Raw genomic sequence first — 24,109 nt, forward strand, 5'->3', positions numbered from 1 at the left:
TTTGATTTTAGTGTTGCTTGAGAGATAAAAACATAAATTGATTCAAAAATTAAGGGGCTAATATATGCCCCTTAATCTTTAACATTACGACACTTATTTAACAGTTGATGACAGACATTAACTACCATGTCTTTGGTGATTTTCACTTCTTGACCATTGTCATCTAACATAACACATGTATTTTTAGGCTGGCTTTCCAACACATGCTTGATACTACGACTGATTAATTGTTCACTTACACTCATTTTATGACCTCACTTGCTAAGACTGTGAAAGGGAGAAAGTCTTTGGCTACCTTTGTAATCTAGTATTGTGAAATCAGTTGAAAAAGTAAAATTTCAGATGTAACAACTGTTTAACGACATCCTGTTACAATTTCAACTCAAAATGATATCGTATTGCTCTTGCGTGTATAAATTTTCGACTTGGAATTTAATCACGCGATTAATAAAATGCTCTAAATCCGCGACAGCTGGGGCTTCCGCCGTTAATAGGCGATCAATCACCGATGGATGACCGATAACAGTAAAGCCACTCTTAGACTCATAAGCACGGGTATATCTTAAGATTTCTCGAAAAATTTCGTAACATACTGTCTCTGCTGTTTTCACAAATCCGCGCCCTTGACAGGTCGGACATGATTCACACAACAAATGCTCTAATGATTCACGGGTACGTTTACGTGTCATTTCAACTAAGCCAAGTTCAGAGACTTGGGTAATCTTGGTTTTTGCATGGTCACGTTCCAGCATTTTATCAAACTGGTTCATGACCTCTTCCCGATGTACAGCTTCCTGCATATCAATGAAGTCAATAATGATAATGCCACCCAAATTACGTAAGCGTAATTGGCGCGCGATCACCTGCGTCGCTTCCATGTTGGTTTTAAACACCGTGTCTTCAAGCGTGCGCCCACCAACATACGAACCTGTATTGACATCAATTGTGGTCATCGCTTCAGTCTGGTCTATCATCAGATAGCCACCTGACTTTAAAGCTACACGGGTTTGTAATGCTTTTTGGATATCTTCTTCGACATTGTACAAATCAAAAAGTGGACGCTCACCAGGATAATGCTGCAAGCGGCTTTCCATACTCGGTACAAATTCACAAACGAACTCTTGCAACTTGGCATGTACTTCTCGTGAATCTACATAAATCGTTGCCGTATCATCATTGGCTAAATCACGAATAACACGTTGTGGTAAAGGAAGCTCTTCAAAAATCAACGAAGGAACTGCAATAATTTTTTGTTTTTTCTGAATAAATTCCCAAAGCTTGGCTAAATATGCCATATCTTGAGCAATTGAAGCCTCTTCAATTCCTTCAGCAGCTGTACGTACAATCACTGAACCCGGCAACTTATGCTCGCTTTGAATTCTTTCAATCATCGAGCGTAAACGGTCACGTTCTTCTTCAGACTCAATCCGTTGCGATACACCAATATGACTGCCATATGGCATCAAGACAAGATAACGAGATGGGATAGAAAGATCGGTACTCAGTCGTGCACCTTTGGTCCCCAACATGTCTTTCATCACTTGAACCGTCAGAATTTGACCGGGTTGTAATAACTCAAAGACATTTGGCGTAGGTTGATTACGCGGCCAAATCATATCATTGATGTGTAAGAATGCAGTACGAGATAACCCGATATCGACAAAGGCTGCTTGCATCCCTGGAAGTACACGGACAACTTTTCCTTTATAAATATTCCCGACTAACCCGCGTTTAACAGTTCGTTCAACAAACAGTTCGTTGACCGTACCATTTTGAATTAGCGCCACACGACATTCCATAGGTGTGACGTTAATCAATAACTCGTCAGACATAACTAAACTCAAAACATTATAAAAATTCTTTTCAGCAGTTAATTTAGTGCCTCAACTGCGCTGATCTATACGATCAAGTAACTGTATCGTTTCATGCAAAGGTAGCCCAACCACATTGCTATAACTACCCTTTATACCTGTCACATACTTTGCCGCAATACCTTGAATTGCATATGCGCCAGCTTTCCCCAAAGGTTCGCCTGTAGCCCAATATTCTTCCATATCATTCAGACTGAATTGTTGGAACTCAACTTCCGTACGAACCACGACACTCAATAATTGATGTGCATTTGCAACGCAAACACCTGTCAATACTTCATGTTTTTGACCTGACAATAATGTCCATATTTCAAAAGCATGCTGCTTAGATGTTGGCTTACCAATAATTTGATTGGCAAAAACTAAGCTTGTATCTGCTGCAATAACAGTGCTTTGCGGGTACAAATTCAGTACCACTTTGGCTTTGCTTTCAGCCAAACGTTGTACATACTGCTCAATCTGTTCATGTTCCAACACAGATTCATCAATGTCTGGGCTGTGGATGCTAAAATCCAAGCCCACTTGTAAAAGCAGCTCTTTACGCCTTGGTGAGCCTGAGGCCAGAATTAAATGCGCCATCTTCTTAATAAATAATAAAGAACTGGCCAGCAAAAAATACTCGAAACCAATGTTTGCCAATGACGGGTAATCGAAAAATGCGTACCTGCCATCACTTGTGCCATAAAGGTAAAGACCAAATGCGCAAGAATTGCAAACATACTAATAATCCAAAGATTACTAAATGTCAGTACACGTCTTTCTCGAATAAAATAGCGAGTTAAAAATGCAATCAGCACATAGCTCAATGCATTCATCCCCAAAGGTGCATCTAACAATAAGTCAGTAAATAGCCCCATGGTAAATGCAAACCAAATTCCACACCATGTAGGCTGACACAGCACCCAAAACAGCATGATTAAAAACATATACAGTGGTCGCCATCCTGCTAATGCATAGGACATCGGATAAACCACTAAAATTGAACCAATAATAATTGATACAACAATGATCCATAATGGATCTTTACGTTGCTTTTCAGAAGGTAATTTCTTAGCGATCAACATTTGGCTGCTCCATCGCTAAAGAATCAGAGAAAAGTACCACAACATGATGACCACCTGCTAATTGTGCAGCGGGAACCACATCAATTTGCGCAAACTCACCCGTGTTATGACGCATGACTTTAGATACTGAACCAACCAAATAGCCTGCTGGGAAATGTTGCCCCAAACCTGAACTATAAACTTTATCACCCACTTTGATATTGGCACTTGTTGGAACATATTCCATTTTCAAATGTCCTAAATCACCAGTACCCGTCACGATGGCGCGCATACCTGAGCTTTCTAAACGTACAGATAAAGAATGTTCTTTATCGGAAAGCAACATGACGCGGCTACTATGTGGATAGACGTTGATGATTTGCCCCATGATACCTTTATCATCTAAAACGGTTTGCCCGACTTTTAAATGATTGGCTTCACCACGGTTAATGATAATGATATGACGCAATGGATCGGCATCAGTTCCAATCACTTCTGCAATTTCCATACGCCCATCGATAATTAATGGCGTATCGAGCAAACCACGTAAACGGGTATTTTCAGCAGAAAGTTCAGAGAGTTTTTGCAGACGTACTTGAGCCTGAAGCAGTTCAGCTTGCATCGCGGTATTTTCACGACGTAACTGAGCCTCAGATTTAGTTTGTTGATTTAGCCATTCTTTCGACAATACAGGATAGCTTGCTAAGGCATAAATTGGATTATATGCCGCATACAAGACATCTCTTGCAGGTTGAATCACTTGTGGCATGCGCCAGTTAAAAAACAGCACTACCAAACAAGTGATGACCGCAATGATGAACGAGCGAAAAGATGGCGGTTGTCTTGAAAAGAGATTCGGTTGCACCGCCTCATCCTTAAACTTAATCGAGTATAGTTTAGCCTACAAAAAGCATATCATGGTTTGGATTGTCAAAGAATTCTAAGACTTTACCGCCACCACGCGTTACACAAGTTAAAGGATCTTCTGCTACAACAACAGGTAAACCTGTTTCTTGAGCAAGCAACTTATCGAGGTTACGCAGTAATGCACCACCACCTGTCAACACAATACCACGCTCTGCGATATCAGAAGATAACTCAGGTGGAGTTTGCTCAAGTGCTGATTTCACAGCAGAAACAATACTTTGTAATGGATCAGAAATCGCTTGGGTAATTTCATCTGAAGTTACCGTAATGGCACGCGGTACACCTTCAGCAAGGTTACGACCACGAACTTCAATTTCTAAAGTTGTGCCGTCAGCAACAGCCATACCCACTTCTTTTTTGATAGTTTCAGCTGTTGTTTCACCAATTACACAACCATGTGCTTTACGTACATAGTTAATAATTTGTTCATCAAAAACATCGCCGCCAATACGTAAAGAATCTGCGTACACACAACCTTGTAAGGAAATGATGGCAATTTCAGTTGTACCACCACCCACATCTACGACCATAGAACCACATGCTTGCTCAACAGGCATACCCGCCCCAATCGCAGCAGCCATAGGCTCTTCAATCAAACGTACATCACGTGCGCCTGCGTTAAACACAGCTTCACGAATCGCACGGCGTTCTACCAATGTTGATTTACATGGTACGCATACCACTACACGAGGTGCAGGTGGAAATAAACGTTTTTCATGCACTTTACCAATAAATTGATTTAACATGGTTTCAGTAACTTCGAAATCTGCAATAACACCATCTTTCATCGGACGGATTGCAGAAATATTGGCTGGGGTACGACCAAGCATTTGCTTAGCATCTAAACCCACAGCTGCAACAATTTTCTGCGAACCACTGTGACGAATCGCCACAACTGTCGGTTCGTTTAATATAATGCCCCTTCCTGGTGCATAAATAAGTGTATTTGCAGTACCTAAATCAATGGCGAGATCTGGCGAAAACAAGCCAATTAGTCGTTTTAGAATCACGGGTCGTTCTCAGTTTAAACTTTATATGGACGCAAGATGGCAACTTTAACTAAATGTGATGATTTGAACAAGTCAATCGCTTATTATAACGCACGATATTTTGAATTTTTTTAAAACTGATTAGGTGAGACATCATGTCAAGTTCAGATGTTCAGCATTCTGCAGAATTAAATGCACAAACTGTATCACAAATCGCCAATCTTGCTCGATTGTCGCTGAATGATACGCAATCTGCTGAATATGCTCAAAGTTTAAATAAAATCTTAGGGATGATGGAGACCTTAAAAGCGATCAATACCGATGGTGTTGAGCCACTTAAGAGCCCATTTGATAATCCGCAACCACTTCGTCCAGATGTCGTGACTGAAGCGAACCATCGTGAAGAATATCAAGCCATTGCTCCTGCAACTCAGGATGGTTTGTACCTCGTTCCGAGAGTGATTGAATAATATTTGATCAAATGAACTTATTTTAAAAAATTAATCGTAAAGAATTGTACTCATGACTGATTTACACCGTTTATCGATTCGTGAAATGACAGAAGGCTTAAAATCTGCCCAATTTTCATCTCGTGAATTGACTCAGCATTATTTGGACCGTATTGCGAAAATTGATGATCGTGTCAAATCGTATGTAACGGTCACTCCCGAACAAGCATTGGCTCAAGCTGATGCTGCTGACAACTTACTAAAATCTGGAACTGCTGGCGTATTGACTGGTGTTCCACTGGCGCATAAAGATATTTTCTGTACCCAAGGGATTAAAACCACTGCGGGTTCAAAAATGCTGGACAACTTCATTTCACCTTATGATGCAACTGTGGTGGCGAAAGCCAAAGCAGCTGGCCTAGTGACTTTAGGTAAAGTGAACATGGATGAATTCGCAATGGGTTCAACCTCTGAAAGTTCATTCTATGGCGCGACTAAAAACCCATGGAACTTAGAACATGTTCCAGGTGGCTCTTCTGGTGGTTCTGCGGCTGTTGTTGCGGCTGATCTTGCACCGCTTGCAACAGGTACCGACACAGGTGGTTCAATTCGCCAGCCTGCTTCTTTCTGTGGCTTAACCGGTCTTAAACCGACCTATGGCCGTGTCTCTCGTTTCGGGATGATTGCATTTGCGTCATCACTTGATCAAGGTGGCCCAATGGCACGTTCTGCTGAAGACTGTGCCTTTTTGATGAACACTATTGCTGGACATGACCTCAAAGATTCAACCTCAATCAACAAAGAAGTGGATGACTATGTTGCAAACTTAAATGCAACAGCAGTGAAAGGTTTACGTATTGGTATTCCAAAACAATACTTCAATGTTCAAGGTCTCGATGCAGAAGTTAAGGCACGTGTTGAAGAATCTTTGAAAAAATTACAAGACATGGGCGCGACATTGGTTGAGATTGACCTCAACATGACTGAAGCCTATGTACCAACTTATTATTTGATTGCGCCTGCGGAAGCGTCTTCTAACTTGTCTCGTTATGACGGTGTTCGCTATGGTTACCGTTGTGAAAACCCAACAGATATTTTAGATCTCTATAAACGCTCTCGTTCAGAAGCGTTTGGTGCAGAAGTACAACGTCGTATCTTGATTGGTACTTATGCGCTTTCTGCTGGTTATTACGATGCGTATTATGTGAAAGCACAAAAAGTTCGTCGTTTAATCCAACAGGATTTCTTAAAAGCTTTTGAAAATGTCGATGTGATTGCAGCACCATCTGCACCAACGACAGCATACAAAATCGGTGCAAACCTAAGCCCAACCGAAATGTATTTAGGCGATATCTATACACTTGCGGTGAACTTGGCAGGCTTACCAGCCATTAACGCACCTGTTGGTTTTGATACGAATAATCTCCCAGTAGGTTTACAGTTAATTGGTAACTATTGGTCAGAATCACAATTACTTTCAATTGTGCATCAATATCAACAAAATACAGATTGGCATACTAAACGTGCGGCTATTGCTGAGGAGAATGCATAATGACTGAAGCTCAAAAGTTAGCACCATCCGTGTCAAAGCTGATTGACGGTTGGGAAGTCGTTATTGGTATTGAGATTCACACACAGCTTGCAACTCAGTCTAAAATCTTTTCAGGTTCATCAACTGAATTTGGTCAAGATCCGAATACTCAAGCCAGCCTTGTTGATTTGGCAATGCCGGGTGTACTTCCTGTGTTAAACCAAGAAGTGGTTGATCTTGCAATTCGTTTTGGTTTGGGGATTGATGCCTATATCGACCAAGCCTCTGTGTTCGCGCGTAAGAACTACTTTTACCCAGACTCGCCAAAAGGCTACCAGATCAGCCAGATGGACAATCCTATCGTTGGGCTAGGTCATATCGATATCCAGCTTGAAGATGGCACAGTGAAGCGTATAGGCGTGACTCGTGCGCATTTGGAAGAAGATGCAGGTAAATCGATTCACGATCAATTCGAAGGCATGTCTGGCATCGACTTAAACCGTGCTGGCACACCTTTACTTGAAATCGTGTCTGAACCTGATATGCGTTCAGTTGAAGAAGCTGTTGCTTATATCAAATCGATTCACACTTTGGTGCGTTGGTTAGGGATTTCTGACGGTAACATGGCTGAAGGTTCATTCCGTGCTGACTGTAACGTATCGTTACGTCGTCCAGGGCAACCATTTGGTACCCGTTGTGAGTTAAAAAATCTCAACTCATTCCGTTTTATCGAACAAGCCATCAATGTTGAAATTCAACGTCAAATGGACATCTTGGAAGATGGCGGTCGTATTGATCAAGAAACCCGTTTGTTCGATCCGAACAAAATGGAAACACGTTCAATGCGTTCTAAGGAAGAAGCCAACGATTACCGTTACTTCCCTGACCCTGACTTGCTTCCAGTGATCATTGCAAATGAGCAAATTGAAGCTGCACGTGCTGCACTTCCTGAGTTACCTAAAGCACGTCGTGCGCGTTTTATCGCAGACTTTGCAGTGACTGAATATGATGCACATGTACTGACGCTATCTCGTGAATTGGCTGACTTCTATGAAGCGGTTGTTACGGCTTCTGGCGGCGCAGCTCAAGGTAAAGTTGCTGCAAACTGGGTGATGGGTGAATTCTCAGGTGCTTTAAATAAAGCCAGCCTTGAACTTCAAGACTCTCCTGTTTCAGCAGAACAACTTGGCGGGATGATCGCACGTATTGTTGACAATACCATTAGCGGTAAGATTGCTAAGCAAGTGTTTGGCTTTATGTGGGAAGAAGGCAAAACTGCAGATGACATCATTGCTGAAAAAGGCTTGAAACAGGAAACTGATACAGGTGCCATTGAAGCCATCATCAAAGAAGTGCTTGCTGCCAATGAGAAGATGGTTGAAGAGTATAAATCTGGTAAAGAGAAAGCATTCAATGGTCTAGTTGGTCAAGTGATGAAAGCCTCTCGTGGTAAAGCCAACCCTGCTCAAGTCAATGAATTGATGAAGAAATTGATTGGTTAAGCTGATTTAATTTTTATATTATCTCCCTTACTTAATGTGAGGGAGATATCGTTTTAACGTTTCAATCTTCGGATAAATGTATCCCATGATTCTAATCTTATTGGTGGAATTCTATTTCTTTCATAGTTCTGCCTAATAGAACTTTCTAATAAATCATCCTTTGTTCTCCCGCCAATAATAATTGTTCTGATATTAATATCTTTATTTGGATCCACTAGAAGTTCTCCAGATGGGCCAATAAATGAATTATATAATTTTTCGTTATTCTCAACTCTTTTACGAATTTCATGGCAAAATAATCTAAAAGACTCTAACTTTTTAAATATATTCCCAACTCTTAACTCTATTTGTGAAGAAGCCTTACTTATATTAGAGTTAAAATTATTATAATGATTTGAATTAACAAGATTAAAATTTGCACCTTTAATTTCAATCAATATGACATCCATCCTTGATCTACCAGTAAAAATAACAAAATCAATAAATCCATTATCTAAAGGAAACTCTGAAAAACAAATATATTCTTCATTATCAGTATAGGCTTCTGCTAAAATCGATAAATCTTTTTTTATTAATTTCTGAATTTCCATTTCTGTACCATCACTTACAATTATATCCATTAATTTATCTCTCGAAACCATTGAATCTTTAATTTCAAGTTTACGTTGAATAAAACTATTTGAAGGTTGATAACAAGAATCAAAGAAAGGATTATTTTTCAAACATATTTTTTTTACTTGATCAACTATTTTATAACTATTTGATGACTTAATAATTAAATCTTTAAATAAATCCTCACTAATTAACTTACATACATCTTCTGATGAAATTTTCCTCCAATTTGTCCTCGGGAACAACTCAACTATATCAAAAGTATCACTTCTAAAATCATTTTTCTCATAATGTTCAATGAATGTAATATTCTTTTCACTTAAATATCCATATTCATATAAATCTTCTATTATTACTTCAATAGCATTAGTTATACTTTGACCAAAATTCAAATCATCTAAGTCAGTTATTATGACAACATGTTGATCTTTTATTAAATAATACCTAACTCTACAAAATGCTAAACTAGAATAATTACTATTTTTGTTAAAATTCAATACAAAATCAGATATTTTCATAAGTACCTCATATTTTCTTAATTTTTCAAAAATATAACGTCAATCAACCTAAAAAACAATCTACATACGACATATATTGTCGCTAAAATTCAAGTCACTTAAAAGTTTTAGAAAAAATTTAAAAATATCTACTTTTACTCAATATTGCAACAAAACATCAAACATAGCTTGCTCAAGCACTCAATATATCAATACAATCGAAATAGATAAAACTATATTACATCAATCAAAACTTGGAAAAAATGAAAATATCTATCCTAACTCTCTCAACACTTGTCCTTTTTACAACTACAACTTTTGCAGAAACGAAAATTAATATTCCTTCAAAAGAAGCCAGCTTGATTTTTAAAGCAGCAGGTTTTGCAAAAACCAAACATGGTTGGGAAGGAAAATGCGAAACAGGTGAAATTACTGTATATCGGGATTTAAATAAAGATGGGCTAAATGATGCTGTTATTTCAGACTACAGCAGTATGTGTTATGGCAATACAGGCGTGGGATACCACCTTGTTGCACAACAGAAAAATGGGAAATGGAAAACTATTTTTGAAAACGCAGGTATACCGACTTTTCTAAAAAGCACAGGCAAAGATGGTTGGCCTGATATTGAAAATGGAGGTCCAGGTTTATGTTTTGCGGTGTATCGTTGGGATGGTAAAAGTTATGAGCTAAATCGCTATGAGTATCAGGGTAAAGCCTGCTCATTAAACTAAGCCCTATAGAATACAGGGCTCAGTCATTTAAACCGCTTAATTAATCCGTCTAACTTAATTGAAGTCAGATCATTAGAGCAGGTATTTTTTACATAATTATGGATTTCTAAAATGGTAAATCATTATCATTAGCTACTTGTTTTACTATCTGAACTAAACGCTTTCTATCATCCATAGTCAAAGGACTAATAAATTCAATAATTATCCTTTCCATATTATGGTCATAATATAAATTCTCAATATTACTTAAATTCTCACTAACGCCTTTTAAAATAAGAGGAATATTGTCTTCGTTGGATACAGTATAACGAACAGATAGCTTTTTAGGATTTGCTATCCTATTATCAGATACGTATCTAACATTTTCTTCTTTGGGGGTAACGGCCTTTAATTGAGATTCAATGGAATTCATTTTATTCAATAACTTTTCTAATGCTTCTTCTTCGCCAATCGATTTATTTTCTATTTTAGCGACTTCGAATTTACCAAAATAACTTAAAAAAGATTGGTATTCTTCCTTCTGCGATGCTTCATAAGTTTTGATAATCTTCCTACTCAGATCTTCAATAAATTTTTCAACTGTACTATGTCTCAAATCTTTACGGTAAGGTTCATGTTGAATATTGCCTGTATCAAACGAATAATCCGTTTTGTCATCCTTAACAATTACAACTGGCTTATTGAATGCTAATCTCATTCCTAGTTCAAACATCACATTTGCATTCTTATTACTTACATCACAAACGATAATTGCATCATTATAAATATTATTGATAATTGAACCATGAATTACAGTACTTTCTTCAGAATCACTTACAATACGAGGAATAAAACCTGCTTTTTCAATTGCTTTATGTAATATATGTCGAATATCAGACCAATGATCACTCGTGTACTCTGATGACATTGTAGCAATTGGCATAATAATTCCACATGTAAGTCTTACTTTTTTTTCTAGCTCTTTTTTACTAGTAATTTCTTCATCATTTTCTAATTCAGTTTTTTTGTTCACTACATGAATTCCAATTATTTTAACTACCTACAAATGTAGAATAATTAAGTAAACACAACAAGCTTATAATCCCAAATATTTCTAGTCATAATATATCTGAGTAATTTTATCTACTCTACGCTCAGGTTCATACTGATGAATAAAGACCGTATATGTATCAGCAGGATGAACCACCTGAGCATGATGCAAAGCATGCGCGATATTGCCTCTATGGTATGTTCCATGATTGATGATATGAAAGAGGATCTCTTCTATTGATAGGCTACCCGTTTTTTTATCTATAAATTGAAAATGAATAATTTCTGCAAGTTGATCCAATTGAATATTTTGTGCAAATTCAATAAACCATAAATGTGATTCAGCAATTCGATGTTTAAGTTCATCTAAGGCGGGTAAAAATTCTGTATTGGTTTGACTGTGCAACGCTTTTTTGTTTTCTAGCCGAGATCTAAATAACTCTTCGACAATGATCATATGATTAAATTGTTGCTTGGCAAAATTATAATCTTCTAAATATTGCACTTGATCAATTTGATCTATGGCTTTAAATAAACGCTGATCTGACCATTGTTTATATAAAAAGAGTTTTTCAAAATTCATTAAATTGACCTAAAGCTTTCTTTGAATCAAATCATCAAGATAACATGCAATCACTGAAAAAACCCGATCTTTTAAATACCCTCAATCACCAATTTTTTACAGACCAAAACTCAATCTAATTTTAACAATGCCACTTTAAACAAGCTTTCTTGATGTATTCATTCCACTCCCCAAACCCTTTCAATAGTAAGAGGAGCTTCGTTGAGATTTCTATAATGATTTCAATTGCATCATGAATATTTCATCCCCTTTAAACAGATAAGAAGTCTTGCTCCGTAAAGGTTAAGTGATTTATGGGCGAATCACACCCAACTTATTCCAAATATCAGGGGTTAAAAAAGTCATCACCAATTTATTTAAGTCTACATATCGCAATACACCCTGTAACTGTTTTTTCACTTCAGGGTTTTTAATAATATCTTCACCTGTCGTACGACCTAATTCTTGGAAACTGTCACCTACTGCTTGCACACCTTCAGCTGCAATCACTGCTTTGGTCTGTGCGGAACACTGCTCTACAATCACCCGTTGCAAAACCTGAGCAAACTTTTGATCGAGTTGTGTTCTTTGTACATCACTGACATTACTCAATGCTTTTAGATCAGGGTGTGTAGATAGTGCAGCAAAGGTCCACTGTAATACTGTAGTTTTATCTGTTGCTGTGGTTGCTTTTACCAAACAATCGCTAAGTTGATCAACGGTTGGCCCTGCGACAGCAAATTGTGCTGTTCCCATTAATGCCGTCGCCATAAACACAGAACGACCCATATGGGAAAATTTAGAATGCATTGAGGAGAAAATTTGGCGTGACATAAACAAAGTCCAATTCGAAATTAAATCCTTTGTATCACAAGCGCTACCTATTCGCCTGTTATGACTCTGTAAACAACCTATACTGAAAATAATCTTATTTGCTGAGCTAAACTGGATTCAATATTTATGTTGTATTTAAAATAGATAGCTTTATAGATTAAAACTAAAATACTTTCTTAATCTGTCATCTAGCTTAAACTAATAAAGATCTAAAAAGACCAATATCACATGAATCAAATCTCAATCAATAACTCACACTCAAAAACCTACATTTGTTGGATTTATTGACACAAAAAACAATCCTCATGGTCATTAGTTCATCAATAGCACATACGTTTTAATAAGATATGCCATAACTGTTTATAGGGAAATATATATGAAAATGGTTCAAGCTCTCACAATAACTACTTTATTCGCACTTTCGATGCCTGCTTTAGCAAAGCAAGTTGTATGTGTTTTTGATCCGGTTGGTAAAGCAGGTGATGCATATGCCCTAGCTAAAGATTATGCACTTGAAGCAAAAAATTGGGGTGCTGATATAGATTTAAGAGCCGTTACTGACGAAAGGCTCGCTGCAGAAGACTTAAAAGTGGGTAAATGTGATGGTGCCATTATCAGTGGTTTACGTGGTCGCCAATTTAATAAATATATTGGCTCCTTAGATGCGATCGGTGCATTAACGGATATGAAAACAGCCATTTCAGCCTATAAATTATTATCTTTACCCCGAGCAGCGGAAAAGATGATCAATGGCCCTTATGAAATTGCAGGATTGGGTACAATTGGCCCAGCATATCTTTTTGTAAATGACAAAAATATCAACACATTAGCCAAAGCTGCTGGTAAAAAAATTGGTGTGTTCCGTTATGATGAAGCGCAACCAAAATTGGTTCAACAAGTAGGTGCACAAGCTGTTTCTGTTGATGTCACCAGTGCAGGCGCTAAATTTAATAATCATGAAATTGATATCCTTCCTGCACCTGTTGTTGCATTTAAACCCTTTGAGCTCTATAAGGGCTTAGGAGAAAAAGGCGGCATCGTAAAATTTCCACTGACTCAAATTTCGGCCAATTTTATTATTCGCAAAGACAAATTCCCTCAAGGCTTTGGACAAAAATCTCGAACTTGGGTTGCGAGTCAATTGGGCAGAACATTTAACATCGTAGCCAAATATGAAAAAGAAATTCCTGCAAAATATTGGATGAATATCCCTGCCAATGAACAACTGAACTATATCAAAATGATGCGTGAATCTCGTATTGCACTGACTAAATCAGGTATTTATGATCCACAAATGATGAATTTCCTCAAAAAAGTTCGCTGTAAAGAAAATCCGAGTAGTTTTGAATGTTCATTGAATGATGAATAACGCTTTTCATTTATTCGGGTGTTTCACTCCGTTGAAGTGAAACACCTTATTCCATTATTTAATCTGCTTTAGCATATGTTTGGCAACTGCATGATTTTGATTACTCGCCAAATTCTGCAAAATTCGTTTGGCTCGATCTTGCGGATTAGAAAAGCGCTGACTATAACTTGGCACATTGTTTAAACATCTTGCTACCAATACACCTGATTCAGCATAGACATTAATTCCACTTGTTCCATGCAAGCGCCCATAATTATAAGCACGTTCAGCATTGTTACAGGCATTGATCTGATTTTGCCCACGCCCTAACTCTTTGCGTGCAGAAATATATAATTGCATCTGTTGTGACTGCGGTGTCGTTATTGTTTTTTCAGGCTGAGGCTTTTCTTTCACTTCTTCTGCAACTGCGGCGACTGGCTTTTTTTCTTCCATGACTTTAACAGGGGGAGTTTTTACTACATTGTTAATAGCAACATTTTTTGAATTATTCGTTTTTATATCAGTGCTTTTTGCATCACTGCTTTTTGAATGACTATTTTTAGATTTCTTTTCTTGGACAACTGCCTCCATATTGCTTTTGTTGTTATAGAATTTATTAAGCTCATCCAAAGATAAAACTTTGGTTTGCAAATTTACAACTCGAGTTCCAGTTTGATCAAGTTTACGTTCAGATAAAGGTTCGATGGATACATACCATTGCTGACCATTACTTTCAGTACATTGGTATGCACCGATCCCCTGTTTAACACTGCTATAAGTATTTAATAATTTTTTTGCCCAAATATCTTTAACCGAACTCATTGTGCTTTTTTGCACTTGAGTAAAATGACCACCTTTAGCGCTACAATAACGGCTTAAGTAACTTTTCGGTGTTAAAGACTGCACCTGCTGATCGCTTTGTTTTGATCCCCAATCATAAACATATTCTTTAAATGGGCTATTATTTTCATTAATATTGTGCTTATCAATGAGTTCTTGAGCAGAAGCATATTGTTTAAAAGCGTCTGATGTTGATGTATTCATGGTTGTACAACCCTGCAATACAAAAGCGACCCCACCCAACAATAAGAATGTTTTTAAATTCACCTGACATTTCTCAATTATATTTATGCATAAAAATATCTTAAAATGCTCAAAACAACAAACTTATTACATTGAATTTATTGACTATTTATCGAAATAAAGTGATAAGAAAATCACAGAAAAAATGATTAGAGATAATCAATTAAGTTAAAACTTAAAAAGCTCTATCTAGACATCTATTCCACTGCCATTTATTTATACAACATGTGAAAAAAATATAAAAAAGCCTGCCAAGTCTTGATACAGCTTGGTAGGCTTTTAGGTCAGATTATTACCAAATGGTCACGCGTTTATTGGTAGGCAAATACATTTTATCGCCCTGCTGAATATGAAAAGCATCATAAAATGGCGCTTGATTTAGCAAGGTGGCATTGCCACGAACTTTATCAGGTGAATGCGGATCTCTTTTTAAGAATTCAACTTGCATTGCATCAGTAATTTTAGAACGCCATGCTTGTGCCCAACCAATATAAAAGCGTTGTTCACCTGTTAAATTATCCAACACTGGTGCTGCCTTGCCATTTAAAGACAGTTGATAAGCTTTATAAGCAATCGCCAATCCAGAGTTATCAGCAATATTTTCGCCTAAAGTTAACTCACCATTGACATGATAGCCTTTGATTGGCTCATAAGCGTTGTATTGAGCAACCAATGTATTGGTTTTTTCTTTAAATTTTCGATGGTCTTCTGCCGTCCACCAATTTTTCATATTGCCCAATTCATCAAACTGGCTGCCTTGGTCATCAAAGCCATGACTGATCTCATGACCGATAATTGCCCCAATCGCACCATAGTTCACCGCGTCATCGGCATCCATATCAAAGAAAGGTGGTTGTAAAATTGCTGCTGGAAAGACAATTTCATTTAAAGAAGCGTTGTAATACGCATTGATGGTTTGCGGTGTCATGCCCCATTCATCACGATCAACAGGCTTGCCCAATTTATTCAAGGCATATTGATGTTCAAATTCGCGTGAACGGATCACATTTCCAATCAAGTCATTATTTTTGATTTCTAAAGCAGAATAATCACGCCATTTGTTTGGATAACCAATTTTCACCGCAAAACTTGCTAACTTTTTCTGCGCCTGAACTTTCGTGGTTGGGCTCATCCAATCCAGTTTGTCTATGCTTTGAGAATAAGCTTTCATTAAGTTTTGCACCAAGACTTCCATGCGTTGTTTTTTCTCAGCAGAAAAATACTTTTTCACATAAATCTGGCCCAAACTTTCACCTAAAGTTCCCTCAACCAATTGCACGCCACGCTTCCAACGTGGTTTCTGTTCCTTGATTTCTCTGAGCTGTTTGCTATAAAAATCAAAGCTGTTATCGACAAAAGCTTGACTAAGCAATGATGAAAAATCACTAACTAAATGAAATTTAAAATAAGCTTTCCAAACCTCTAGTGAGGTATTGTCAACAATTGGGCTTAAACCTTTGAAGTAACTTGGTTGAATAACTTGTATGGTTTTAATCTTATCGGACAATTCTTGTTTTTCTAGATAAGTTTGCCAATCAATTTTTGGACTAAGTTTGGCTAAGTCTTGTGTTTTATAAATATTATAGAGCTTTGTTACATCACGGTTTTGAACATTACTCCATTGTATCTTGGCGATTTGCGTTTCTAATTTTAAAATCCCTTGCGCATGCTGTGCTGCTTGCTTGTCTCCAGCTAGGCTTAAAGTTTTTTCAATATACTTTAAATATTGCGAACGGATTTTCTTAAATTTGGCATCATTTTTTAAATAATAATCACGATCAGGTAACCCTAAACCACTTTGCCCAAGCATTGCCACCATTTCAGTTGAGTTTTTCATGTCTTGGTCAATACCCACATCAAAAGGGCTGGTTACACCAATACGTGAAAAATGTGCGGCCAATTGCGCAATATCTTTTTTACTTTTCAATGCATCAACATTGGTAATTTCCGCTTGAATCGGCTGAATACCCAATGCTTCAATACTTTTTTCATCCATAAAATTGGCATATAGACTTGCCACTTTTTGCTCTGAACTTCCTTCCACCAATTGTTGTTTTGAAAGCTCATCGACAATATCATGCAATTGTTTTAATGATTCTTCATGCAAAATATCAAAAGTTCCCCAACGTGATTTATCTGCAGGAATTTCGGTATTTTTCAACCATCCTCCATTTACATGTTGATAAAAATCATCATTCCCTTTTACATTTTGATCAAAATATTGATGATCAATCCCCGATTTTTTTTGATCTTTCACAATAGCTGAAGTGGTTTGAGTGATTTGCCCTGTTGTTTCAGCCCATACTGGTGCAGATGACAACATGATTGCAGATGCTAAAACACTTTTTACAAATCCAAGTTTCAAAGCGATATCCTCAATTCTATTTCTAAGGTTTGAATTTAAAACAATAATAGTAATCTTGAGCTCAGGCTTTATGTGTAGCAAAAATGCAATGATTCACTGATTTTATTTTCAAGATAGAATTTCAAAGCATAAATTATTCCAAAATAGCTCAATCTAAACCTAGATCTTTAGTCCCAGTGAGCAACACCAACATCCAAAATATATAAATCCACTTATTTAGCTAGAGCTTTAGCAAGTCAACCTATAAATTAAGCGAGCAAATTTAAAATATGTTTTAAACGGATATTTTCAGCATCCTGCTTATAGACTGCATAAATTGGTGCAATACACGGCGTATCCGCTTTAAGCGCTTTGTAAATAATTTGCTTGTTCCAAAAATCTCGAATGGCCTCTGGAACTATCGACAAACCAATCCCTGCTGCAATCAAATTTAAACTCGACGTTAAACGTGGGGCTTCTTGAACAATCTTTGGACTAAATCCAGCCTGATAACAGCTAGCCAAAATATTATCAAACAAGTCTTGTCCTGCTAAACGGCGATACAGTACAAAATCATAAGGTTCTAAATCAAGTAATTGGATGGCATCAGGATGTTCGGCTAAGGGATGATTATTGGGCAGTGCCACAATTAAAGGCTCATCAAGTACATGCAAACTGGTGAGTCCCAAACCAATCGGCGCAGGCTTACGCAAAAAAACGATGTCATTCTTTTCATTGATAATCGAATCAATCAATGAGCTACTGCCATCTTCTTCCAAATGAATAGACACCGCAGAAAATACTTCACGAAAATTACGCAGTAAAGCAGGTAAAAAAGAATGTAAACCAACTGAGTTGGTAAAGCCAATATTGATTTGCCCTTCCAAACCTTTAGAAATATTTTGCACGCGTTTGGGAATAGCCTGTGCATGCGCAAGTATGGTAAGTGCCTCTTGGTATAAGGCCTTACCCGCTTCAGTTGCTTCTACGCCACGCGGTAAACGCTTCAATAAATCTGTGTCTAATTCATCTTCTAAGTTTTTGATAATCCGTGTTAAAGGCGGTTGCTGCATATTCAGACGTACCGCTGCCCGAGAAATATTACTTTCCTCAACCACAGCCACAAACGCATTAAGCTTATGAATATCAATCATCTTTTAGCCTCAATATCGATCTTTTCATTTTTATCGTGCTAATTCACGTTTAAAGCATACTTTTTAGGTATGAATAACAGCAAAAATAGCATTTTTCTTCATGACTCAACAAGCAGATAATCACATTCAAGCCAAGTACATTACAGCAAATTGAAGAGGTCTAAATGAATACTGAAGCAATCCCAATGGAACAATCCATGACCACACCGAATTGCAAAGCATTATTTTTAGGCTTTATGAAACTTGGTCTCATGGGATTTGGTGGGGTACTTCCTCTCGCACATCGTTTAATTGTAGAAGATCAGAAATGGTTAACATCTGAAAAATTTACCGACTTGTTGGGTGTCTGCCAAATCTTACCCGGTGGGAATATTGTAAATATGGCAGTCGCGATTGGTTATGACTTTGCTGGAGTAAAAGGTGCGATTAGTGCGGTATTTGGTCTTATGCTGGCTCCGACCATTATTGTGATCTCGTTGTACCAGCTATATAGCAGCTTTCAAGATATCCCAATGGTGCAACACATGATTCAAGGTTTAGCTGCCGCTGCTGCGGGTCTACTGTTTGCTACAGGTTTTAAGATGTTAAAACCAATTATGAAAAGTAAGCTGACCTATTTCACCATTATCTTGACCATTATTTTTATGCTGTTGATTAAATTGCCCTTGGCACTGACATTGTTGATTTTAGTCACCGTGAATATGGCAGTTTTAGCATTTAATCAAACTAAAGTAACTCAGGAGTAAAATAAGATGTATGTTCTCATCGCACTGACTTTAGTGTTTACTCAACTGTCTTTATTAGCCTTTGGTGGAGGGAATGCGATCTTACCTGAAATGCAACATCAGGTGGTTGTGATTCACCAATGGATGACTGCTGAGCAATTCAGTTCTATGTTTGCAATGGCACAAGCTGCACCAGGTCCAAATATGATGATTGTTCCCTTGGTGGGATGGCATGTCGCAGGGCCTATGGGATTGATCGTGACGTCTTTTGCAAAGTTTGGTCCGTCTTCAATCATCACCATTTATGCACTTAAATTTTGGAATAATTTTAAAAGTCATCCACTTCGGGCGAAATTTGAAAAGGCGTTAAAACCTATTACAGTCGGTTTGGTTTTAGTCAGTGCTTGGATTATTGCCCAAGCCTCTGCTCAAAATATTTTACTGATCGTAATCGTCGCCATCACCATTTGTCTAAGTCTGTTTAAAAACGTTCATCCAGTTTGGTTAATGGTGATTGGTGCTGGTACAGGCGCTTTAATTCTGTAGATATTGATTAAGATCGCCTACGCAGGTTCATTCATAAAAATTCAGTCAAGACATCAGCCTCCCTCTAAACCATGTATCACACAAAGCAAAGAGGGAGAAAATTTATAATGCATAAGAGATTTAAATCACGACTGCTCTATATAGCTTAATTTATCTATTTTACTGCTGGTTTTCTAAATCACGTTCTCGGCAAGAAAGCTCATAATATTCTGCTGTTGGCAATGCTTTCAGTTTAAAACCATAATAATTACTGGCATCTGCCTCTACTTTGCTTAATGAACACTGGTTGGTTTTGGCAAATTGAGTCAAGAGTTTCATATCACTCTTTTTAGCTAAAACCGCTCCCCAGCCCTCGCTGACACAACATCCAGCATACTGTGTCATATATTCGTCTGATAGCAGTGCAACCGTTTGTCCCATAAATTGAAGCGGTTTTTTTAATTTATATACATCATTATAGTCATTTCTTGAAATATCCGGTTTTTTATTGATTAGCCCCTGCTTTTGCATCTTTTTAAAGCTTGGAAACTGTGCAGATGCCTCGCCCATTCCTCTATACACTGTTTCTTCTACCGCAGCATGGCTACTCATGGCAGCCGCCGCAATCACTAAACCCAATAGATACTTTTTCATATTTTTCTCATTCATCACTGAATACAATTTTTATTACAGTTAAGTCTGTTAAATTAAGACTAAAGCCGTATAAATTCAACTTAAAACTGCAACTAGAGCATGCTATTTTACATGAAATAAATCATAAAATTTAAACAAAAGGTGTAAAAATGTCTAAACAAATTCTAATGTTAGTGGGTGATTATGTTGAAGATTATGAAACCATGGTTCCTTTTCAGTTCCTCACTGGATTGGGCTATAGTGTTCATGCAGTCTGCCCTGATAAAAAAGCTGGTGATACAATCGCAACAGCGATTCATGATTTTGAAGGTGAGCAAACCTATAGTGAAAAGCGTGGTCACAACTTTGCAATTAACTATGACTTTAACCAAGTCAACAGCGAAAACTATGTCGGTTTAGTGATTCCGGGTGGCCGTGCACCTGAATATTTACGTATGAATGATCGAGTGATCGAAATTGTTCGCGAGTTTGATGCGATTAAAAAACCAATTGCCGCTGTTTGCCATGGCGCACAACTGCTTGCCGCAGCCGATGTATTAAAAGGACGCTTATGTTCCGCTTATCCTGCATGTGCCGCAGAAGTTAAACTTGCAGGCGGGCAATATGCAGATATTGCAGTCACTGAAGCAGTCACAGATGGACACCTGGTAACAGCGCCAGCATGGCCAGCACATCCTGCTTGGTTAGCCCAATTTGTTAAAGCGCTTGGTGCAACGATTACTTTATAAAATTTAAAACTGTCTAAGCTAAGTTTTCCGCTGAGAGAAAACTTAGCCTTATACAACAATGAAGTTTTATAAATGTTTAGGCTACATAAAGCCCCATCAATGTTGCGTTTTTTAACGCTGTATCTCAGCAGAGTGCTTTGCGCTGTGCAATAATTATTTATAGAATTTTATATTCAAACAATAGGTTAGTATAAAAGTGGAAATCATTGAATTACTCCAACCCGTTACCTTAAATAAAGATAATTTAAAACCAATTACTATTGAAACAGGAACTTTATTAAAGGTACTGATGATGAATCCATCCTCATATCTTGTTGGTGATGAATCAGGTGTTTCGTTTCTGGTTAATTTCTCAGAAGAAAACCGACAATGGAAAAAGATATAAGCTTTCAATTCGGAATCAGGATAAGGCTCAGTCAATAATTAATCATTGTGATAAATAAAATATAATCTTCTAATTTTACAGATTATTAATGTAAATTTACACTCAAATACAACACCCACACTTCACAACTTAAACTTAAACTTAAACTTAAAAATCATATACTTAAATTAAAAACACTGCCCAAACCTCATATTTATATCATTCATAAAAAAGTTTAAAAATTATGTTTTATTTGTATCTTTTTGTATGTTAATTGATAATAATAATGATTCTTATTTACTAATTTCTATTCTTATGGACAATCTACGTAAACAAACGGCATTAAACATTGCAATAAAATCAATACTTATTTGCAGTGCTATTTCCCATAGTGCTTTTGCACAAGAGCAAAAAAGTAATGACGCGAATACTTCAGTACTCCCAACCATTACAGTTAAAGCAGATGCTCAGGATGAAAAAACTGAGGGAAGCGGGAGTTTTAAAGCAAAATCCTCAAGAAGCTCATCAAAATTAAAATTATCTTTAAAAGAAACACCACAATCTGTAAGCGTCGTCACCCGTGAACAAATTGAACAACGCGGGCTGACCATTCTGGATGATGTTCTTGCCGCAACACCAGGCGTTACTGCCACTAAAAATGACAGTGAACGTTCTAACTACTATTCCCGTGGTTTTCAAATTACCAATAGGCAAATTGATGGTATGCCTGTAGGAGACAATGCTCCCCGCTTTGATAGTTTTTTCTTTGACCGAGTTGAAGTGATCAAAGGTGCTTCTGGCTTAACTGGTTCAACAGGCAGCCCTTCTGCAACCATCAATATGGTGCGTAAGCGTCCTGAAAAAGAGTTTAAGGGCAATGTCAGCTCAACTTATGGCTCATGGGACAATACCCGTGTAGAAGCAGATGTATCCATTCCACTGACTCAAGATGGCAGTGTTCGAAGTCGATTCATGGCAGCGTATACCGATAAAGAGTCCTATATGGATCGTTATAAGCTCAAGTCAACAGCCGCAATGGGGATTATCAGTGCAGATTTAACCCCAACAACAACAGCCTCAGTCGGATTTCAATATCAAGACAACGATCCTAAAGGCTCAACGTGGGGAACAGTGCCATATTTCAATGCTGATGGAAGCAAAGCAAATTTTCCGCGAAACTTTAGTTTATCTGCGGACTGGAGTTCAATTGCCAATACCGATAAAACCGTTTTTGCTGATATTGAACATACTTTTGCCAATGACTGGCTGGTTAAAGCAGCGATTGCCCACAGCACCTCGGATAATAGTTGGATGGTGGCTTATGGTGGTAGTGGCTTTCCAGACCCAAACACGGGGAAAGGCTTAAGTCTATGGAGTATGGTCAGCCCTTATGCTGAAAATAAAAAACTCAATTTAGATCTTTATGCAACAGGACCATTTCAATTGTTAAATCGCCAACATGATTTAATTATTGGCTATAGTGGTTTTAAAGGTGAAAGTACTGAATTAGATGTGACTCCAAGTATTAATTATCCAGCAGTCATACCAGATTATCGTAATTGGACAGGTAATATTCCAAAGCCCACTTATGAAAAGAATGGGGCTGGAAAGAAAACAACAACTGAACTATATGGTTTATATTCGACTTTGCGGTTAAATTTGGCAGATCCACTTAAACTTATTTTAGGTGCACGTTATAGCTCATATGATTATAAAGTCGATGAGTGGAATCGCAATACTCTCCCTACAAAACCACGTAGTTTTGACCAACTGATTCCTTATGCAGGGATTTTGTATGACATCAATGACACTTATACCGCTTATACCAGCTATACCAATGTATTTAACCCTTCATCCAAACAAGATCGTTACGGTGACTATTTAGATCCTGAAATGGGAAGCACCACTGAGCTAGGAATTAAAGCGGATCTATTAGATGGTAAGTTATTGACCAGTGCTGCTTTATTTTGGTCAAGTGTTAAAGATCTTGCCGTTGTAGATGCAGAATATCCCGATGACGTACAAAACGGCACTATTCCCAAAGTCAATGGTATGGAAACCGCTTATATGTCATCAGGCAAAGGACTTAAAGTCAATGGTATTGAGTTAGAAGCCATTGGAAAGTTACAGGAAAATTGGAATCTTAGCTTCGGCTATACCTATGTAAATAGCGTGAGTTCTGCAATTTCTAATGCTTTAACAATTACTCCACAAAATCAGTTAAAGTTATTTAGTAGTTATACCCTTCCAGCTAATCTTTGGACAGGTTCAGAAAAACTAACTTTCGGTGGTGGATTGAATTGGCAAAGTGAAATTTCACAAAAATGGGGGCGAGCTCCTGCAAATGCCTATAACGATGGTGTAGTCACACAAAAGGCCTATGTATTGGCCAATGCTTTTGCCAGTTATAAGTTAAGTGATGAACTGACTGCAAGTGTGAATATCAATAACTTATTTGATGAAAAATACTATTTAAATGTAGGTTTCTATAATGGTGTTTATTGGGGGGAACCACGTAATGTGACTTTCACCTTAAGAGCTAAATTTTAATAAAATATAAAGCCAAGCATGAGCGTATAATTAAAAGCGCTCATGCTTGCAAGT

Annotated in this window: 24 protein-coding genes; 10 read left to right on the top strand and 14 right to left on the bottom strand. The window is 37.5% G+C overall.

The features are described from left to right. Nucleotides 1–71: 71 nt before the first annotated feature. From AC07WY_RS07665 to AC07WY_RS07690, 6 genes are all read right to left on the bottom strand, one after another. Complete coding sequence (locus AC07WY_RS07665; protein ID WP_004717412.1) at nt 72–245, bottom strand: PA1571 family protein; 174 nt, start codon at nt 243–245, stop codon at nt 72–74. Between the two features lie 132 nt (nt 246–377). Continuing rightward, entirely contained in the window at nt 378–1,832 is a 1,455-nt protein-coding gene (gene rng / locus AC07WY_RS07670; RefSeq protein WP_262086638.1) for a ribonuclease G, read from the bottom strand. 51 nt (nt 1,833–1,883) lie between these two features. Further along, on the bottom strand, nt 1,884–2,450 hold the full coding sequence (locus tag AC07WY_RS07675; RefSeq protein WP_494736082.1) for a Maf family nucleotide pyrophosphatase: 567 nt from the start codon (nt 2,448–2,450) through the stop codon (nt 1,884–1,886). Then, nucleotides 2,438–2,935 carry a rod shape-determining protein MreD gene (gene mreD / locus AC07WY_RS07680; protein WP_004717415.1) on the bottom strand — a complete coding sequence of 166 codons (498 nt, stop codon included), beginning with the start codon at nt 2,933–2,935 and terminating at the stop codon, nt 2,438–2,440. Before mreD ends, AC07WY_RS07675 begins: the two co-directional genes overlap by 13 nt. Continuing rightward, on the bottom strand, nt 2,922–3,779 hold the full coding sequence (gene mreC / locus AC07WY_RS07685; RefSeq protein ID WP_004717416.1) for a rod shape-determining protein MreC: 858 nt from the start codon (nt 3,777–3,779) through the stop codon (nt 2,922–2,924). Before mreC ends, mreD begins: the two co-directional genes overlap by 14 nt. Nucleotides 3,780–3,810: 31 nt before the next feature. Beyond that, complete coding sequence (locus AC07WY_RS07690; RefSeq protein WP_004717418.1) at nt 3,811–4,851, bottom strand: rod shape-determining protein; 1,041 nt, start codon at nt 4,849–4,851, stop codon at nt 3,811–3,813. A gap of 134 nt (nt 4,852–4,985) precedes the next feature. On the opposite strand from AC07WY_RS07690, the gene gatC reads away from it, so the two are divergent. The 3 genes from gatC to gatB are packed head-to-tail and all read left to right on the top strand — an operon-like array spanning nt 4,986 to nt 8,312. After that, nucleotides 4,986–5,300, top strand: coding sequence for an Asp-tRNA(Asn)/Glu-tRNA(Gln) amidotransferase subunit GatC (gene gatC, locus AC07WY_RS07695; protein WP_004717422.1), 315 nt, complete (start codon nt 4,986–4,988; stop codon nt 5,298–5,300). A 52-nt stretch (nt 5,301–5,352) separates the two neighbouring features. Next, nucleotides 5,353–6,831, top strand: a complete 1,479-nt coding sequence (gene gatA / locus AC07WY_RS07700) for an Asp-tRNA(Asn)/Glu-tRNA(Gln) amidotransferase subunit GatA (RefSeq protein WP_004717425.1) — start codon at nt 5,353–5,355, stop codon at nt 6,829–6,831. Then, complete coding sequence (gatB, locus tag AC07WY_RS07705; protein ID WP_004717427.1) at nt 6,831–8,312, top strand: Asp-tRNA(Asn)/Glu-tRNA(Gln) amidotransferase subunit GatB; 1,482 nt, start codon at nt 6,831–6,833, stop codon at nt 8,310–8,312. Before gatA ends, gatB begins: the two co-directional genes overlap by 1 nt. 53 nt (nt 8,313–8,365) lie before the next feature. On the opposite strand, the gene AC07WY_RS07710 is transcribed toward gatB, so the two are convergent. After that, nucleotides 8,366–9,442, bottom strand: a complete 1,077-nt coding sequence (locus AC07WY_RS07710) for a Shedu immune nuclease family protein (protein WP_494736083.1) — start codon at nt 9,440–9,442, stop codon at nt 8,366–8,368. A 242-nt stretch (nt 9,443–9,684) separates the two neighbouring features. Here AC07WY_RS07710 and AC07WY_RS07715 point away from each other — a divergent pair, with 242 nt between their 5' ends. After that, the gene (locus AC07WY_RS07715) at nt 9,685–10,155 is read left to right on the top strand and encodes a hypothetical protein (RefSeq protein ID WP_494736084.1); all 471 of its coding nucleotides are present in this window, start codon (nt 9,685–9,687) and stop codon (nt 10,153–10,155) included. Between the two features lie 106 nt (nt 10,156–10,261). Here AC07WY_RS07715 and AC07WY_RS07720 read toward each other — a convergent pair whose 3' ends face one another. From AC07WY_RS07720 to AC07WY_RS07730, 3 genes are all read right to left on the bottom strand, one after another. Then, nucleotides 10,262–11,167, bottom strand: coding sequence for a hypothetical protein (locus tag AC07WY_RS07720; RefSeq protein ID WP_494736085.1), 906 nt, complete (start codon nt 11,165–11,167; stop codon nt 10,262–10,264). Nucleotides 11,168–11,248: 81 nt separating this feature from the next. After that, nucleotides 11,249–11,767, bottom strand: a complete 519-nt coding sequence (locus tag AC07WY_RS07725) for a DinB family protein (RefSeq protein ID WP_494736086.1) — start codon at nt 11,765–11,767, stop codon at nt 11,249–11,251. Nucleotides 11,768–12,058: 291 nt separating this feature from the next. Beyond that, a complete protein-coding gene (locus tag AC07WY_RS07730; RefSeq protein WP_494736087.1) occupies nt 12,059–12,580 on the bottom strand; it encodes a hypothetical protein in 522 nt (173 codons plus the stop codon). Nucleotides 12,581–12,962: 382 nt separating this feature from the next. On the opposite strand from AC07WY_RS07730, the gene AC07WY_RS07735 reads away from it, so the two are divergent. Then, entirely contained in the window at nt 12,963–13,949 is a 987-nt protein-coding gene (locus AC07WY_RS07735; RefSeq protein ID WP_262087507.1) for a putative solute-binding protein, read from the top strand. Between the two features lie 54 nt (nt 13,950–14,003). On the opposite strand, the gene AC07WY_RS07740 is transcribed toward AC07WY_RS07735, so the two are convergent. The 3 genes from AC07WY_RS07740 to AC07WY_RS07750 form a co-directional block, all read right to left on the bottom strand. Beyond that, nucleotides 14,004–15,035 (bottom strand): hypothetical protein, encoded by a 1,032-nt coding sequence (locus AC07WY_RS07740; RefSeq protein WP_494736088.1) that lies wholly within the window; start codon nt 15,033–15,035, stop codon nt 14,004–14,006. Nucleotides 15,036–15,303: 268 nt separating this feature from the next. Then, nucleotides 15,304–17,376: a M13 family metallopeptidase gene (locus AC07WY_RS07745; RefSeq protein ID WP_262086648.1), complete on the bottom strand. Its 2,073-nt coding sequence runs from the start codon at nt 17,374–17,376 to the stop codon at nt 15,304–15,306. A gap of 248 nt (nt 17,377–17,624) precedes the next feature. Then, on the bottom strand, nt 17,625–18,509 hold the full coding sequence (locus tag AC07WY_RS07750; protein WP_096734847.1) for a LysR family transcriptional regulator: 885 nt from the start codon (nt 18,507–18,509) through the stop codon (nt 17,625–17,627). Between the two features lie 164 nt (nt 18,510–18,673). Between AC07WY_RS07750 and AC07WY_RS07755 the strand changes: the two genes are divergently transcribed. After that, nucleotides 18,674–19,255: a chromate transporter gene (locus tag AC07WY_RS07755; RefSeq protein ID WP_004823356.1), complete on the top strand. Its 582-nt coding sequence runs from the start codon at nt 18,674–18,676 to the stop codon at nt 19,253–19,255. A gap of 6 nt (nt 19,256–19,261) precedes the next feature. Then, nucleotides 19,262–19,780, top strand: a complete 519-nt coding sequence (locus tag AC07WY_RS07760; RefSeq protein ID WP_004717447.1) for a chromate transporter — start codon at nt 19,262–19,264, stop codon at nt 19,778–19,780. A gap of 159 nt (nt 19,781–19,939) precedes the next feature. Here the strand turns inward: AC07WY_RS07760 and AC07WY_RS07765 are convergent, their stop codons facing one another. Further along, nucleotides 19,940–20,413, bottom strand: a complete 474-nt coding sequence (locus AC07WY_RS07765) for a hypothetical protein (RefSeq protein ID WP_004823358.1) — start codon at nt 20,411–20,413, stop codon at nt 19,940–19,942. Nucleotides 20,414–20,562: 149 nt separating this feature from the next. Here AC07WY_RS07765 and AC07WY_RS07770 point away from each other — a divergent pair, with 149 nt between their 5' ends. From AC07WY_RS07770 to AC07WY_RS07780, 3 genes are all read left to right on the top strand, one after another. Further along, a complete protein-coding gene (locus tag AC07WY_RS07770) occupies nt 20,563–21,141 on the top strand; it encodes a DJ-1/PfpI family protein (RefSeq protein WP_004717451.1) in 579 nt (192 codons plus the stop codon). A gap of 196 nt (nt 21,142–21,337) precedes the next feature. Further along, the gene (locus tag AC07WY_RS07775) at nt 21,338–21,526 is read left to right on the top strand and encodes a hypothetical protein (RefSeq protein WP_494736089.1); all 189 of its coding nucleotides are present in this window, start codon (nt 21,338–21,340) and stop codon (nt 21,524–21,526) included. A 294-nt stretch (nt 21,527–21,820) separates the two neighbouring features. Beyond that, a complete protein-coding gene (locus tag AC07WY_RS07780) occupies nt 21,821–24,055 on the top strand; it encodes a TonB-dependent siderophore receptor (protein WP_494736237.1) in 2,235 nt (744 codons plus the stop codon). Nucleotides 24,056–24,109: the final 54 nt, after the last annotated feature.

The organism is Acinetobacter sp. GW821-FHT01C12, assembly GCF_059422625.1.

Bases quoted from the DNA above. Each gene is read 5' to 3' on its own strand.
- AC07WY_RS07725 (WP_494736086.1), bottom strand. From the start codon at position 11,767: ATGAATTTTGAAAAACTCTTTTTATATAAACAATGGTCAGATCAGCGT.
- AC07WY_RS07760 (WP_004717447.1), top strand. From the start codon at position 19,262: ATGTATGTTCTCATCGCACTGACTTTAGTGTTTACTCAACTGTCTTTA.
- AC07WY_RS07715 (WP_494736084.1), top strand. From the start codon at position 9,685: ATGAAAATATCTATCCTAACTCTCTCAACACTTGTCCTTTTTACAACT.
- AC07WY_RS07780 (WP_494736237.1), top strand. From the start codon at position 21,821: ATGGACAATCTACGTAAACAAACGGCATTAAACATTGCAATAAAATCA.
- AC07WY_RS07675 (WP_494736082.1), bottom strand. From the start codon at position 2,450: ATGGCGCATTTAATTCTGGCCTCAGGCTCACCAAGGCGTAAAGAGCTG.
- mreD (WP_004717415.1), bottom strand. From the start codon at position 2,935: ATGTTGATCGCTAAGAAATTACCTTCTGAAAAGCAACGTAAAGATCCA.
- gatA (WP_004717425.1), top strand. From the start codon at position 5,353: ATGACTGATTTACACCGTTTATCGATTCGTGAAATGACAGAAGGCTTA.
- gatB (WP_004717427.1), top strand. From the start codon at position 6,831: ATGACTGAAGCTCAAAAGTTAGCACCATCCGTGTCAAAGCTGATTGAC.
- AC07WY_RS07765 (WP_004823358.1), bottom strand. From the start codon at position 20,413: ATGAAAAAGTATCTATTGGGTTTAGTGATTGCGGCGGCTGCCATGAGT.
- AC07WY_RS07750 (WP_096734847.1), bottom strand. From the start codon at position 18,509: ATGATTGATATTCATAAGCTTAATGCGTTTGTGGCTGTGGTTGAGGAA.
- AC07WY_RS07730 (WP_494736087.1), bottom strand. From the start codon at position 12,580: ATGTCACGCCAAATTTTCTCCTCAATGCATTCTAAATTTTCCCATATG.
- AC07WY_RS07770 (WP_004717451.1), top strand. From the start codon at position 20,563: ATGTCTAAACAAATTCTAATGTTAGTGGGTGATTATGTTGAAGATTAT.
- gatC (WP_004717422.1), top strand. From the start codon at position 4,986: ATGTCAAGTTCAGATGTTCAGCATTCTGCAGAATTAAATGCACAAACT.
- AC07WY_RS07735 (WP_262087507.1), top strand. From the start codon at position 12,963: ATGGTTCAAGCTCTCACAATAACTACTTTATTCGCACTTTCGATGCCT.
- AC07WY_RS07665 (WP_004717412.1), bottom strand. From the start codon at position 245: ATGAGTGTAAGTGAACAATTAATCAGTCGTAGTATCAAGCATGTGTTG.
- AC07WY_RS07710 (WP_494736083.1), bottom strand. From the start codon at position 9,442: ATGAAAATATCTGATTTTGTATTGAATTTTAACAAAAATAGTAATTAT.
- rng (WP_262086638.1), bottom strand. From the start codon at position 1,832: ATGTCTGACGAGTTATTGATTAACGTCACACCTATGGAATGTCGTGTG.
- AC07WY_RS07755 (WP_004823356.1), top strand. From the start codon at position 18,674: ATGAATACTGAAGCAATCCCAATGGAACAATCCATGACCACACCGAAT.